This is a genomic window from Chitinophaga sp. YR627 (genome assembly GCF_900114995.1).
GTDB lineage: Bacteria > Bacteroidota > Bacteroidia > Chitinophagales > Chitinophagaceae > Chitinophaga.
Genome location: NZ_FOUX01000003.1, coordinates 724,710 through 738,341 on the forward strand (window position 1 = coordinate 724,710; position 13,632 = coordinate 738,341).

Annotated in this window: 13 protein-coding genes; 5 read left to right on the forward strand and 8 right to left on the reverse strand. The window is 44.6% G+C overall.

The window, feature by feature from the left end; genetic code table 11:
• Nucleotides 1-24: 24 nt before the first annotated feature.
• Together BMZ72_RS18415 and asnS are read right to left on the reverse strand one after the other, a co-directional pair.
• Nucleotides 25-555, reverse strand: coding sequence for an ExbD/TolR family protein (locus BMZ72_RS18415; protein ID WP_089810923.1), 531 nt, complete (start codon nucleotides 553-555; stop codon nucleotides 25-27).
• Between the two features lie 247 nt (nucleotides 556-802).
• Nucleotides 803-2,242, reverse strand: coding sequence for an asparagine--tRNA ligase (gene asnS / locus BMZ72_RS18420; protein WP_089810925.1), 1,440 nt, complete (start codon nucleotides 2,240-2,242; stop codon nucleotides 803-805).
• Between the two features lie 511 nt (nucleotides 2,243-2,753).
• Here asnS and rho point away from each other — a divergent pair.
• Complete coding sequence (gene rho / locus BMZ72_RS18425) at nucleotides 2,754-4,451, forward strand: transcription termination factor Rho (RefSeq protein ID WP_410492774.1); 1,698 nt, start codon at nucleotides 2,754-2,756, stop codon at nucleotides 4,449-4,451.
• Nucleotides 4,452-4,492: 41 nt separating this feature from the next.
• On the opposite strand, the gene BMZ72_RS18430 is transcribed toward rho, so the two are convergent.
• The 6 genes from BMZ72_RS18430 to trmB form a co-directional block, all read right to left on the reverse strand.
• Entirely contained in the window at nucleotides 4,493-5,248 is a 756-nt protein-coding gene (locus tag BMZ72_RS18430; RefSeq protein WP_089810929.1) for a LytR/AlgR family response regulator transcription factor, read from the reverse strand.
• Between the two features lie 24 nt (nucleotides 5,249-5,272).
• Nucleotides 5,273-7,354 (reverse strand): histidine kinase, encoded by a 2,082-nt coding sequence (locus BMZ72_RS18435; RefSeq protein WP_089810932.1) that lies wholly within the window; start codon nucleotides 7,352-7,354, stop codon nucleotides 5,273-5,275.
• Nucleotides 7,355-7,371: 17 nt separating this feature from the next.
• On the reverse strand, nucleotides 7,372-7,602 hold the full coding sequence (locus tag BMZ72_RS18440) for a 4a-hydroxytetrahydrobiopterin dehydratase (RefSeq protein WP_089810934.1): 231 nt from the start codon (nucleotides 7,600-7,602) through the stop codon (nucleotides 7,372-7,374).
• A 73-nt stretch (nucleotides 7,603-7,675) separates the two neighbouring features.
• Entirely contained in the window at nucleotides 7,676-8,119 is a 444-nt protein-coding gene (locus BMZ72_RS18445; RefSeq protein WP_089811596.1) for an IPExxxVDY family protein, read from the reverse strand.
• A gap of 196 nt (nucleotides 8,120-8,315) precedes the next feature.
• Nucleotides 8,316-8,516 carry a DUF5522 domain-containing protein gene (locus BMZ72_RS18450; protein WP_089810936.1) on the reverse strand — a complete coding sequence of 67 codons (201 nt, stop codon included), beginning with the start codon at nucleotides 8,514-8,516 and terminating at the stop codon, nucleotides 8,316-8,318.
• Nucleotides 8,488-9,291, reverse strand: coding sequence for a tRNA (guanosine(46)-N7)-methyltransferase TrmB (trmB, locus tag BMZ72_RS18455; RefSeq protein ID WP_255373231.1), 804 nt, complete (start codon nucleotides 9,289-9,291; stop codon nucleotides 8,488-8,490). The genes BMZ72_RS18450 and trmB overlap by 29 nt, the downstream gene beginning before the upstream one ends.
• Nucleotides 9,292-9,678: 387 nt before the next feature.
• On the opposite strand from trmB, the gene BMZ72_RS18460 reads away from it, so the two are divergent.
• The 4 genes from BMZ72_RS18460 to murA all read left to right on the forward strand — a co-directional run bounded on the left by BMZ72_RS18460 (nucleotide 9,679) and on the right by murA (nucleotide 13,585).
• Nucleotides 9,679-10,146 (forward strand): Lrp/AsnC ligand binding domain-containing protein, encoded by a 468-nt coding sequence (locus BMZ72_RS18460; protein ID WP_012788686.1) that lies wholly within the window; start codon nucleotides 9,679-9,681, stop codon nucleotides 10,144-10,146.
• Between the two features lie 92 nt (nucleotides 10,147-10,238).
• Complete coding sequence (locus BMZ72_RS18465) at nucleotides 10,239-11,165, forward strand: tryptophan 2,3-dioxygenase family protein (protein ID WP_089810940.1); 927 nt, start codon at nucleotides 10,239-10,241, stop codon at nucleotides 11,163-11,165.
• A 414-nt stretch (nucleotides 11,166-11,579) separates the two neighbouring features.
• Nucleotides 11,580-12,275: a DUF4290 domain-containing protein gene (locus BMZ72_RS18470; RefSeq protein ID WP_410492770.1), complete on the forward strand. Its 696-nt coding sequence runs from the start codon at nucleotides 11,580-11,582 to the stop codon at nucleotides 12,273-12,275.
• The gene (gene murA, locus BMZ72_RS18475; protein ID WP_089810942.1) at nucleotides 12,272-13,585 is read left to right on the forward strand and encodes a UDP-N-acetylglucosamine 1-carboxyvinyltransferase; all 1,314 of its coding nucleotides are present in this window, start codon (nucleotides 12,272-12,274) and stop codon (nucleotides 13,583-13,585) included. Before BMZ72_RS18470 ends, murA begins: the two co-directional genes overlap by 4 nt.
• Nucleotides 13,586-13,632 lie beyond the last annotated feature (47 nt).

Genomic DNA, 13,632 nt, shown 5'->3' on the forward strand with positions numbered 1-13,632 from the left:
TGAGTTTTACCTTACTAAGGTAACTCATTTTAAGAAAGCTTCGTCTTCCGGTGTAATGTCTACTACGGCATATCTGGCTACATGGTTGATGAGCATTTCATCCATGATATCCACTACATTCTTATAACTGGCATGTTTATCTGCTTTGATCAGTACCATCAGGTCATCTTTTTTGTGCATTTGTATGACACGATCCTTTTTATCGATGATGACGTCGCGTATGCCATGGTTATTGGCATAGGATGAGTTTTTCACTACAGGAGGGTGTGAAGGATCATTGCCAATCCCTTCGTAGTAGCTGACTTTATTATTGGCGCCCAGTAAAATAGTCAGAGACTTACTGTCGGCCAATACAGACGGATGATCTTTATCTTCTGCGGGCATCAGCAGATCAGTTGTTCTGTGTTTCATCATGGTCGTGGTGAGCATGAAAAAGGTAATGAGCAAAAAGCCCAGGTCTACCATGGGTGTCATATCAACACGTGTACTTTTTTTATTTGATCGGGTGCCTCTTTTGCGGCCACGTTCGGATCCGCCGGCATTTATTTCAGCCATTGCATAAGGGTTTAATGGTAAGGAATTAAATGACTGAAAGCGCTTTCTGGTATATAGATGCAGGAGTGAATAGATTCCATAAAAATTAATCAGGAATGAAGAAGGGTGAATTGGGCAGAATGAGGCTGGATAAGGGAACGGGGTTGTGCGGAATTAAATAAAAAGGGCGCTTCATTTAAATGAAGCGCCCTGCTATAAGGCTTTAAAAAAGTCTGTTTGTAATTGAAGACTCCAATTCCTGATTGAATTAGAATTCCGCGCTCTTCGGCGTTCTTGGGAAAGGAATAACGTCTCTGATGTTACCCATACCGGATGCAAACAGCACCAGTCTTTCGAAACCAAGACCGAAACCTGCGTGTGGTGCAGAACCGTAGCGGCGTGTATCCAGGTACCAGCTCATTTCTTCTACCGGCAGGTGCATTTCTTCCATGCGGGTTACCAGTTTATCGTAGTTTTCTTCACGTTGTGAACCACCTACGATCTCACCGATACCAGGGAACAGGATATCCATTGCTCTTACTGTTTTGCCATCTTCGTTCTGTTTCATGTAGAACGCTTTGATCGCTTTCGGGTAGTCGGTGAGGATAACCGGTTTTTTGAAGTGTTTTTCTACCAGGTAGCGTTCGTGCTCACTCTGGAGGTCAGCACCCCATTCTTCGATCAGGTAGTTGAACTTTTTGGTTTTGTTTGGCTTGCTGTTTTTGAGGATGTCGATCGCTTCTGTATAAGTGATACGTACAAACTCATTGTTCAGCACGAATTCCAGTTTTTCGATAAGGCCCATCTCGCTGCGTTCCTGCTGAGGCTTTTGTTTTTCTTCCTCCAGGAGGCGTTGTGCCAGGAATTCCAGGTCTTCCCTGTTATTTTCCAGTGCGTAGCCCAGTACATACTTGATGAAAGCTTCAGCCAGGTTCATGTTGTCTTCCAGATCATAGAAGGCCATTTCAGGCTCGATCATCCAGAATTCAGCCAGGTGGCGGGCTGTGTTGGAATTTTCTGCACGGAAGGTAGGACCGAAGGTGTAGATATCGCCAAACGCCATTGCGCCAAGCTCGCCTTCCAGCTGACCGGATACGGTCAGGTTGGTAGCGCGGCCGAAGAAATCTTCTTTATAGTTGATCTCACCACTTTCTGTCAGCGGTGGATTTTTAAGATCGAAAGATGTTACATGGAACATTTCACCAGCGCCTTCTGCGTCAGAAGCAGTGATGATCGGCGTATGCAGGTATACAAAGCCTTTTTCATTAAAGAATTTGTGTACAGCAAATGCCAGGGCGTGGCGCAGACGGAAGATGGCTCCGAAGGTGTTGGTACGGAAACGCAGGTGTGCGATTTCACGCAGATATTCCAGGCTGGGGCGGTTTTTCAGCTGAAGCGGGTATTTCTCAGGATCGCAATCGCCCAGTATTTCCAGTTCAATTGCTTTTATTTCTACACGCTGGCCTTTACCCATAGAAGGGATCACCTGACCGGACACGCTGATCGCAGCCCCTGTGGAAAGGCGTTTCAGCAGTTCCGGGGTAACGGATTCCTGGTCTATTACTACCTGGATATTATTATTGGTTGAGCCATCGTTCAGTGCTATAAACTGATTGTTACGGAAAGACCGTATCCAACCCTTTACCACTACATTGTAGTCTGTTTTTTCGTCCAGCAGTATCTGCTTGACTTTCACTCTTTGGCTCATATGAATATATATTTTAGGATTGCAAATTTAAGAGATATGGAGCATACTGCATAGGGTATAAAGGAGCTTCCGGGGCAGGAACTAAATAAAATGTTAAATTAATTCTGAAGCCCTGACCGGCTGTTTGGCAGGAATGTTGATAGATATTCCGGGGCCAAAACCATAGAGAGGCTATGGGACGGGGTTTTCAAGGGGGGGAGATGGCACGGACGCTTGTCTGGCTGCTGTTGTAAGAGCTTGTAAGAGTGCTTTTTTTTTGGATAATAGCGAAACTTGTTTTAATCTTGCGTAACAAACCTGCCTGATAAAGTTCTAAATTTCCATATTTCCATCTTCGTCGGCAGTCCTAAACTCAACATTCCCTATCAGATTTAATAACCAGATTAAATTTATTGGACTCAAAAAACAATTATTTGTAATTGGTGTATGTTGGTATGTAGTGGTACCCACCTCACAACACTTTTAAATTTGACAACACACGATGATGTACGACATCTTACAATTGAACGACATGCTCGTTCCTGAGCTGCTTGACATTGCAGAGAAACTCGATGTGCCAAACGCCAAAAAACTGAGCAAACAGGATCTTATCTACAAAATACTCGATAAGCAGGCAGTAATGGCCTCTGAAGGTAACCCGGCAAATGGTGAAGAAAAGAAAACACGTAAACGTAAGACAAAAAAAGAAGAAGAAGCTGAAGAAGCACCTGTAGCAGAGACCACAGCTGCAGACGAAAAACCTAAACGTGGCAGAAAACCAGCTGCCAACGGCCTTAAATCAAAAGAAACAGAATTGGAAGAACCTAAGGCACAGGACACCAAACCAAAGAAAAAGAACTTCGATATAGATTTAGACATCCCCTCTCTTACTTTCGATGACGATGATGATGTAATCATCCCGCAATTCACTGAAGATCTTGAAGAAGAGGATGAAGAAGAGGAAGATGTTATTACCACTCTGCCCAATGCTCAGGAAGCAGAAGAGGAAGAGGAAGAAGAAGACGAGGATGATTTTGTAATGCCGGAAGAGCCGGTACTGGCGCAGAAACAGCGCACTCCTTCAAACAAGAAAGAACCTGCTTTTAATATAGAATTCGACGGTATAATTATCAGTGAAGGTGTATTGGAAATGATGCCTGATGGCTATGGTTTCCTTCGCTCTTCTGACTATAACTACCTCAGTTCACCAGATGATATTTATGTTTCTCCTTCACAGATAAAATTGTTCGGACTGAAAACCGGCGACACCGTTAAGGGTTCCGTGCGTCCTCCGAAAGAAGGCGAGAAATACTTCGCACTGCTGAAAGTAGAAACAATTAATGGTAAGTCTCCGGAAGAAGTACGTGACCGCGTACCTTTCGACTATCTGACGCCATTATTCCCATTCGAAAAATTACGTCTTACCACTACTTCCAATAACTACTCTACCCGTATCATGGACCTCTTTACCCCGATCGGTAAGGGCCAGCGTGGATTGATCGTAGCACAGCCAAAGGTTGGTAAAACCATGTTGCTGAAAGAAGTAGCAAACGCGATCGCTACAAACCATCCTGAAGTATACCTGATGGTCGTACTGATCGATGAGCGTCCTGAAGAGGTAACCGATATGGAACGTAGCGTTAAAGCAGAAGTCATTGCTTCTACTTTTGACGAACCAGCTGAAAAGCACGTAAAAGTATCTGCTATCGCTTTGCAGAAAGCAAAACGCCTGGTAGAATGTGGTCATGACGTAGTGATCCTCCTGGATTCCATTACCCGTCTGGCACGTGCACATAACACTGTAGCTCCTGCTTCTGGTAAAGTATTGAGTGGTGGTGTGGAAGCAAACGCCATGCAGAAACCAAAACAATTCTTTGGTGCTGCACGTAAGATCGAGAATGGTGGTTCACTGACAATCCTTGCAACTGCATTGATCGATACAGGTTCTAAAATGGATGAGGTGATCTTTGAAGAATTCAAGGGTACCGGTAACATGGAATTACAGCTTGACCGTAAACTGGCCAACAGACGTATCTTCCCTGCGATCGACGTATCTGCCTCTTCTACCCGTCGTGATGACCTGCTGCTGGAAAAAGATATCCTGAAACGTATACACATTCTGCGTAATCACCTTGCAGATATGAATACAGAGGAATCTATGCACTTTATGCTGCAACACATGAGAGGTACCAAGAACAACGAAGAGTTCCTGATCTCCATGAATGGATAAAAAATTAAAGGTCCCGTCTCAGACGGGACCTTTTTTATTTGTTACCTGTATTGTTTCCAGTGACTGACCAGATCCTTTCTCCTTCTATCTGCAACTTCGAGTTTGACCCCGTTCTTCAGTAAAGCCCTGCTGCCATCACCTTCAATATTATTGATCTGAGATAACTGCACCATCTGATGGTTGTTGATCTGATAAAAACGCAAGGTGCTAAAGAGGTCCGTATAATAGCGGAATGAGCGATCTGCCTGTATTTGCTGTTGATCAGACAAGTGTATGGTTGTCTTTTCTGCGGATGCTTCCAGGTAGGTGATTTTATTGAGTCCGATGATCATGTCTTCATGTTGCGTCACCGGGATCACCATATCCATATTGATGTTACGGCCATTGTTAAAGTTTTCAAGCAGCACTTTATAACGGGATGTACTGGCATTTGCATGTATACGATCAGCGATCTTGCCGACTGCATTCATCAGACTTTCCCTGTCAATCGGTTTGAGGATGATCTCTACTTCGCTGAAGCGGATGGTGTGCAGGAATTTCTTTTCAAAGGCAGTTACAAAAACGGCTTCAAAGGGAGGGGCATCCTGTGTACCTAACAGTACATCAAAGCCGGTGCCATCGGGCATTTCAAGATCAAGGAATACCAGTTGTGGCTGATGTTGCTGAATAGTGGCAATACCGTCCGCGCAGTCGGATGCCGTAGCGGCTACCTGTACTTCGGGGCAGTATTTTTCCAGCATCAGTGATATGATATCACGGCTGTTGCGTTCATCATCTATTATAACGGCCTTTATCATAGTATTCCAATAAGCTTGTATGGCCTAAAGTTGGGGGATCAGTATCCTTACAATAGTACCACTTTCTGTGTTATTATTTTCTGATTTGTCAATGATATCGATGTGTATACCTGTATTATACATCTTATTCAGGAGTTCGGCACGGTTGAAGCTGATCTCCATGCCGGACGACTGGTGATGTTTCGGTAGTGTACGCAAGGTCTTGGAGCGGATAATGCCGATGCCATTGTCCTCTATCAGGCACTCCAGCATATCCGGGGCTATCTGGTTAAACTGTATCAGCAACTGGCCGATAGGGTAGCTGGTGTTGGTCATGCCATATTTAACTGCATTTTCAACGTATGGTTGCAGGAGCATGGCGGGTACCTCTAATTCTGATGTGGCAATAGCAGGATCAACATAAATTTCGTATTCCATCTTATGCTCGAACCGCATTTTCTCCAACCCAAGATAAGTATTGAGGTAGGCAATTTCATCAGATAATGAAATAAAGTTACGACGCGAGAAATCAAGTGTTTTACGGATCAGATAGGAGAAATCAGAGAGATATTTCTGTGCATATTCAAAATCCCGCTGCATCACGAACAGCTGAATGGAATTCAGGCAGTTGAAGATAAAATGCGGATTGATCTGTGCGCGGATCGCCTTGAGTTCTATTTCTGTCAGTTTCTTATCGTACTCTGTTTCCAGGTGTATTTTGCGTTGTTCTTCGAGTTCCTGTTTCTTCCGCAGGATCTCTGTGGTCTGTTCTTTCACCAGTTCTTCCAGCTGTTCATTCAGTTTACGCTGCAGTTCTTTATTCTTATTCAGCTGTTTTATCAATAGTTCCTGTGTGCGTGTTCTTTCATGGTGCACCAGTTTATTGCGGTAACTGAGTCCGGCGAGGAAGAACATAGATTGCAGCAATACGCCTGCTACAATGAGCAGGGAAGGAGCAGAAATTTCTCCCAGGGCATTGATAAGGCCCAGTGGTCTGATCAGCATCAGGAATGAACCGAAGCTGGCCATATAGAAGCAGAGCGATCCGAAGAGGAAAAAGCGTACCAGCGGATGGTGGCGCGAACGTCTGGCTAATGCGATAAAAACGATCAGGAAAGGGAGCAGGGTAGAGATATAGACATAGCTATAGATCATGACCGGCACCTGATATTGTTCCAGTGCGATACAGTAAAAGCAGATAATGATAATACCTCCGATGATGGCGGCTACTGAAGTAAATAGTTTCTCCATGAAAGGATATCTCTCCTGGAGGTTAAGAAAAGTATTACCAAAGGCGAGATACATCAGGTAGAAACAGAATAACAGCGCCGGGATATCCCAGTAATACTTCAGCATGGGCCAGCGATAGAATACGGATAGCTGGTAGGGCTGACCTTCCAGGCGGAGGGTAAAAAAGACGATCAGTCCCAGCATGTAGGCGGCAAAGTACATGTAGGATTTATCGGGTAGTTGTATGTAGTTGATCACGGCGATCGCCAGGCATACCAGCAGCATACCGAGCAATACGTGTATCAGGATGGTTTCTTTGCGGTAGTATTCAAATTGTCCGTTACGGAATTGTCCGTATTGGAGGTCATTGAATAATGCGGGCATCAGTCCGTTCTCGTTATAGTATTTGTTATTGATATGCAGGAAGTAGGTATGTGTGCTGCCGGGGGGAACGGTGACGTTAAAGCCGTAGTGTTCCCATCTTTGTACACCTGCGCGGTCCCGCATAAGGCCGGTATGCATAAGCAGATGCATCTTGCGGTCAGCGCTGTCCTGTATATACCAGCTCATATCATCATGCCAGCCGGCAAATAGAGTGAGCGTGGAATCCTGGGAACCTGTGTTTCTTACATGGAGTTTCAGCCAGCAATTATTTCCTTTTCCAATATGTTTTTTTTCTACATGGAACAGGTGATAGTTGTGGTTAAATGATGCTGATGAAATCTGTTGCGGTGTTAAAGATCCTCCCTTATCTACCAGAGAAAGCAAATACGGCCGCAGGTCCACAGCGGCGGGCAGATGATCAAAATCTGCCACCAGTGTATCTAGTGCGGGTATGCCAGCCCTGGTAACAATGGAGCAACAAAACAACAGGAAAAGTAAAAAAATACGAATCACTGTGTGTTAATAAAAATTTACAACAACCCATCGATGGCTTTTGCCATCTTACGGTCTTTATCGGTGATCACATCTCCCGCGTCATGTGTATTCAGGTAAATTTCTACCTTATTATAAACATTTGTCCAGTAGGGGTGATGGTCCATTTTTTCAGCAATAAGGGCCACTTTTGTCATGAATGCGAATGCTTCTTTAAAGTCTTTGAATTCGAAGGACCTGTAAAGTTGGTTCTTTTTTTCTTCCCACATAACAAAAGGATTTTAACATGAAACAATGTCTTGTTCACGGGTGTAATTCGGTGAAGGAAACCGGTCTGGCCGGTTAGAAGATGAGGTTCATCTTATTCTTAATCTCTCTAATATCCAATAAAGATACTAATTGTACAAGCTCTACGTGGCGTAACTGGTCGATTAATTTTTTAATGTCATTTAACTGATAGTAGTCTCCTTTGACCATCCAGAGGTAGTCTACGTTTCTCAGTTCCGGTAGCAGATATTCTGCCTGACAGTGATTATTATAGAAATAGTGTACAGAAGACTTTATCGGTTCCTCGAACTCAAAAACGCTGAAATAGAACGCTCTGTTGTTTTTGGAGAGGTTAATTTCCAGTGAATTATTGATCCGGAAATCGAGGTGCATATGCTTGTTGATCTGCCAGCAGAGTTGATAGTCGCGTGCGGAGGATACGATTCCGATAACATGGGTAGATTCAAAGAAATCCTCCAGTAATTGATCATGATCCAGCTTTAGCTTAAGTACCGACATATGACAATTGGTATTATCGTTTTCAGTCTGACTATTTGAATGCTCTATGCTTTCTTCCTGATACCCAAAGTACATCTTTCAAGTTTAAATCGTCATCGTTAAATCCTTCCTATCTAATAGATCCTGCATCTCCATCCTTTGGGGAGGACCGGCTCAGGCCGGTAGGTAATGGGACTGTAGGCAATAGAAAGATACGTTACTTTTCTTTGTCTCTGTTCAGCCTGTTGGCAAGCAGGGTGGTCCGCCGGGGTTCGGGTACTTTATCGTACCCGTAGGGACAGTGTTTACAGCCGTTCCCGCAGCAGTACCCCCTTTCCAGGTGATAACGTTCAGTGAATACCATGTATCCCTGTTCATTATAGTAGAAGTCAATCGTCTCCTTCAGTGGCTTCTGCATGAGAAGGCAGTTTTATCTCGCGCCAGTCGAGCGGGGCTTCGGGCAGTCTGAATTTCAGGTACCTGATGGTGCGTCCGTCTTCCAGGTGCATTCCTTCATAAAATGTACGGATCTGCAGCAGGGGAGGTACTTCGGTCATGGCATAGATGTCCGGAATATCTTCTATTAAGATACAACCTGCGGCTTCGATCACTTCTTTTGTGAAGATATATAATTCAGGAGAGTCTGTTTTAAGATTAATTGTTCCGTCTTTTGCCAGCAGGGGCTGGTACAGCTGAAGGAATTTCGGGTGTGTCAGGCGCTTTTTCTGTTTGGAGTTGCGGAGGAATGGGTCCGGGAAGGTGATCCATATCTCTGAAATCTCTCCAGGTGCGAAATAGTTGGCCAGTTTATCGATCTGTGTGCGGAGGAAGCCAGCGTTGGGCAGTGGCTCTTCCATAGCGGTCTTAGCGCCGCGCCAGATGCGGTTTCCTTTCAGGTCTACGCCCAGGAAGTTCTTTTCCGGGTAGCGACGGGCGAGGCCCAGTGTATAATCGCCTTTACCACAGGCCAGTTCCAGCGTAAGCGGATGATTGTTTTTAAAGAATGTATGCCAGTTGCCGGGCATTCCTTCCGGGTATATTAAAACATTCGGAAAGGTCTCAATTTCTGCGAAGCGTTGTAGTTTCTTTTGTCCCATCGCTGCAAAAATAGTGTTTTTCCCGGCGGAGTATTGCAGCCGGGTGGCTGATGAGGAGAGTTGAGCACTGTAATAAAGCAAAAAAGCCTGCTCCACATAGCGAAGCAGGCTTTTAAATAGCTGTAGGGGAAGGAGTCGAACCTCCACGAGGCAGTTAGCCGCAGCACAAATAAGATTAGTGGTCAACCCATTATGCTGTGTTTATCCTGTGATCCCCACCCCCGAGACAAGAGGGCATGTCTGCCAGTTTCATCACCCCACAATTTAAAGAACTAGTTATTCAAAATTTTGCGGTATTTTTTCAAATCTGTTCAGTTTTTGATACTGTCTGTTTGTAGAAAACCGTCGTTTGATGAACTATTATGATGCAAATCTAAAGACATAACCGTTTTCTTGCAAATTTTTTAAGAAAAATTTTTGAATTTTCGAAATTTTTCAAATATTTGCATATAGGTTTAATACATTCCAAAACAAATTGTAAAAATGAGCCACAATTTGAATATTGACAAACTAGATTTGCAGATCATCAGTGAAATGATGCATAATGCAGAAATCTCCTACGCTGACCTCGGGAAGAAGCTTTTCGTTTCCGGTGGCACGATCCACGTTAGAATGAAGAAATTGCAAGAACTGGGTATCGTTAAAGGTACAAAATTGCATGTAGATTTAAAAATGATCGGCTATGACGTGATTGCCTTTATCGGTATCTATCTTGAAAAGAGTTCCATGTATGACACTGTGGCTAAAGAATTGCGCAAGATTCCCGAGATGGTGCGCCTGAACTATACCACAGGTAGCTATAGTATGTTTGCAGAGATCATCTGTAAGGATATTACTCAATTAAGGAGGATATTGCATGACGAGTTGCAGAAGATAAAGGGGATAGAGCGGACTGAGACGCTGATATCGCTGGAGGAAAGTTTTTACCGCACCATCAATGTTGTGGAATAAGGGAGCAATCCCGGCGCCCTTCCCCGTCAGCTTATATGTAAATATATGTACATGAGCGTCCGGGAAGGGTTCTTTTAATTATTTATTATATCATGGTTACAACTGAAATCGCTGACAAAATCAAGCGGCTGGAAGAGAAGTATGCCGCAATGGGCCAGGATCTCTCTTCTTATCTTGACGGGCTCCTGTATGCCGATTACCTTACCTATTGGGATTATATTCAGCTGGATGTATTATTAAACCTGCAGCATCCCCGGACCCCGATACCGGATGAGAACATTTTTATTATCTATCACCAGATCACGGAGCTTTATTTTAAACTGACCTTACAGGCCATCGAGCAGGTATGTCAGGCCCCGGAGCTGACGGCAGATCTGTTCAAAACGCAGCTGAAGCGTATCAATAACTATTTCCGGAACCTGATCAATTCCTTTGAGATCATGGTGGATGGGATGGATAAGCAGCAGTTCCTGCAGTTCAGGATGGCACTGTTGCCGGCCAGCGGCTTCCAGAGTGGTCAGTTCCGTAAAATAGAGATCTGTTCTACCGGACTGGTAAACCTGGTATATGAGCAGCAACGGGAAGGACTGAAAGGGAAGGAGCTGTCAGAGATACTGGATAATATCTATTGGCGCAGTGGTGCTACCGAACTGGCGACAGGTAAGAAAACGCTGACCCTTCGCCAGTTTGAGCAGAAGTATATGCGCGATTTCCTGTTCCTCGCAGAGCGTTATCAGCAAAATAATATGCAGTTACGCTATAAGCAGCTGCCGAAGGAAGTACAGGAAGAGGTAATGCCATTACTGAAGGAGTACGACCTGAATATCAATGTGAGATGGCCACTGATGCACTATAAATCCGCCGTACGCTATCTGAACCGTAAACCGGAGGATATTGCGGCTACCGGAGGAACCAACTGGCAGCAGTACCTGCCTCCGCGTCACAAGCGTATCGTATTCTTCCCGGAGATCTGGACAGAAGAAGAGCTGGAGAACTGGGGAAAATTAGCATTTGAATAAATTATAGTCACTGTCCTGGTTCAGGCCGGGACAGTGCTTTTACCTTTGCGGCCGCCCGCTTCTGTTAACCCTTAGGCTTTGTTACCCGGGAAACCCCGTAAACCGGCTGTTTTCCCTAAAAAAGATTCCCCTGTTACGGTATTATGAAAATGTGCCATGAATGTTTAAGGGAAACTGTTTTGGGACGAATTTAACTATTGATATAATTGAACTATTTTTCATAAGTTTGCAAGGAACGGTAGCTTTCACATTAAAAGTCATTCCGTCCTGGATACGATGACCAGGTACAAAGATGTTCTCCAATCAGCTTTTGTTGCTTTGTGAATGCGCAAGCAGATCTTACCTTTCAAAATTTACACAGATATTATTTTAAGTAGCGATATGGAATACAATACAACCCGTAACCATTTGATAATGAAGGAGTACGGACGCAATATCCAAAAGATGATCGAGTATGTACTCAACATCGAGGATACAGAGCACCGTCAACGTAACGCGATGTCACTGATAGAGCTGATGGGTACGCTGAATCCTCACCTGCGTAATGTGGAGGACTTCAGACACAAGCTATGGGACCATTTGTTTCTGATATCCGACTTTAAACTGGATGTGGAATCTCCATACCCTATTCCAACCAGAGAGACACTGAGAGCAAAACCAGAGCGTCTGGGTTATCCCAAAAAGTATCCCCGTAACCGCCACTTCGGTAAAAACCTGGAGATGGTGATCGATAAAGCGATCAACGAGGATAATCCTGAAAAGAAAGAAGGATTCACCCAATGTATAGGTAACTACATGAAACTGGCTTATAGCAACTGGCATAAGGAAAGTGTTCATGATGATGCCATCAAGGCTGAACTGAACGGTATCACTGAGGGCCGCCTGGAATACCAGACAGGTCATTCACCAGCACCGACTGCTGCTTCTATGGCTGCTGCGCCTAATTTTAATACGAATACTGAATACCAGCCACGTTCTTCCAACAGCGGCAGTGGTGGCAGCAAGCGTAGTAATAAGAACTTCCAGCAGAAGTTCAAGAGCAACAACAACCAGAAGAATAATAACAATAAGCACAATAACAACAAATACAATAAAAACAGGAACAAGTGAGTAGTGCTTTCGAAGTAAGAGGCGGCAACCGTCTTAAAGGGGAAATTGTGCCCCAGGGTGCCAAAAACGAAGCTTTACAGATTATCAGCGCTGTCCTGTTGACAGCTGATAAAGTTACTATCAGTAATATCCCCGATATCGTCGATGTGAATCTGTTAATAGAATTGCTGGGCGATATGGGTGTGAAGACCAACAGAATCAGCCGTGATACCTGTGAGTTTCAGGCTGACCAGATCAATCTTCCTTATCTGGAGAGTGCAGAATTCAAGAAAAAATCCGGACGTCTCAGAGGTTCTGTTATGATTGCAGGCCCTTTGCTGGCACGCTTTGGTAAAGCGTATATTCCAAAACCGGGCGGTGACAAGATCGGCCGCCGCAGACTGGATACGCATATCATCGGTTTTGAAAAACTGGGTGTGCAGTTCGTATATGATAATGATGATAACTATTTCCGTCTGGAAGCGGGAGATGGTGGTCTGAAAGGCGCTTACATGCTGCTCGACGAACCATCTGTAACCGGTACTGCCAACATCGTGATGGCGGCAGTAATGGCCAACGGAACAACGACTATCTATAACGCCGCATGTGAACCTTACCTGCAGCAATTGTGCAAAATGCTGAACAGCATGGGCGCCAATATCAACGGCATCGGTTCCAACCTGCTGACCATCCAGGGTGTTTCTTCCCTGAAAGGTTGCAGTCATGCGATGCTGCCGGATATGATCGAGATAGGATCTTTCATCGGACTGGCGGCAATGACGCGTTCTGAAATCACTATCAAGAATGCCGGTGTAGAACATCTGGGTATTATTCCGGAGAAGTTCCGTCAGTTAGGTATCAACCTGGAGATCAGAGGTAATGATATCTATATTCCGGAACAGGATAGTTATGAAATCCAGACTTTCCTGGATGGCTCCATCCTGACGATCTCCGATCATCCATGGCCAGGATTCACGCCTGACCTGCTGAGCATTGTGCTGGTAGTAGCTACACAGGCGAAAGGTAGTGTGATGATACACCAGAAGATGTTCGAAAGCAGATTGTTCTTTGTAGACAAACTGATCGACATGGGTGCGCAGATCGTATTATGCGATCCGCACCGTGCAGTGGTGATCGGTCTGGGCAGACAGCATGCACTGAGAGGCATTACCATGTCATCTCCGGATATACGTGCGGGTGTTTCCCTGCTGATCGCGGCATTGAGCGCGGAAGGTAAGAGCACTATTCAGAACATCGAACAGATAGATCGCGGTTATCAGTACATCGATGAGCGATTGAGAAAACTCGGTGCAGACATTAAGAGAATTTAAAGTAAAATAAGGAATACTACAGGCTGCAAGAGATTGGCGCGAACGAT

Excerpts from the sequence above, each read along its gene's own strand:
- BMZ72_RS18465 (WP_089810940.1), top strand. The coding sequence starts at position 10,239 with ATGGTTACAACTGAAATCGCTGACAAAATCAAGCGGCTGGAAGAGAAG.
- BMZ72_RS18445 (WP_089811596.1), bottom strand. The coding sequence starts at position 8,119 with ATGTCGGTACTTAAGCTAAAGCTGGATCATGATCAATTACTGGAGGAT.
- BMZ72_RS18460 (WP_012788686.1), top strand. The coding sequence starts at position 9,679 with ATGAGCCACAATTTGAATATTGACAAACTAGATTTGCAGATCATCAGT.
- BMZ72_RS18440 (WP_089810934.1), bottom strand. The coding sequence starts at position 7,602 with ATGTGGGAAGAAAAAAAGAACCAACTTTACAGGTCCTTCGAATTCAAA.
- asnS (WP_089810925.1), bottom strand. The coding sequence starts at position 2,242 with ATGAGCCAAAGAGTGAAAGTCAAGCAGATACTGCTGGACGAAAAAACA.
- rho (WP_410492774.1), top strand. The coding sequence starts at position 2,754 with ATGCTCGTTCCTGAGCTGCTTGACATTGCAGAGAAACTCGATGTGCCA.
- BMZ72_RS18430 (WP_089810929.1), bottom strand. The coding sequence starts at position 5,248 with ATGATAAAGGCCGTTATAATAGATGATGAACGCAACAGCCGTGATATC.
- BMZ72_RS18415 (WP_089810923.1), bottom strand. The coding sequence starts at position 555 with ATGGCTGAAATAAATGCCGGCGGATCCGAACGTGGCCGCAAAAGAGGC.
- BMZ72_RS18470 (WP_410492770.1), top strand. The coding sequence starts at position 11,580 with ATGAAGGAGTACGGACGCAATATCCAAAAGATGATCGAGTATGTACTC.
- BMZ72_RS18450 (WP_089810936.1), bottom strand. The coding sequence starts at position 8,516 with ATGCAGAAGCCACTGAAGGAGACGATTGACTTCTACTATAATGAACAG.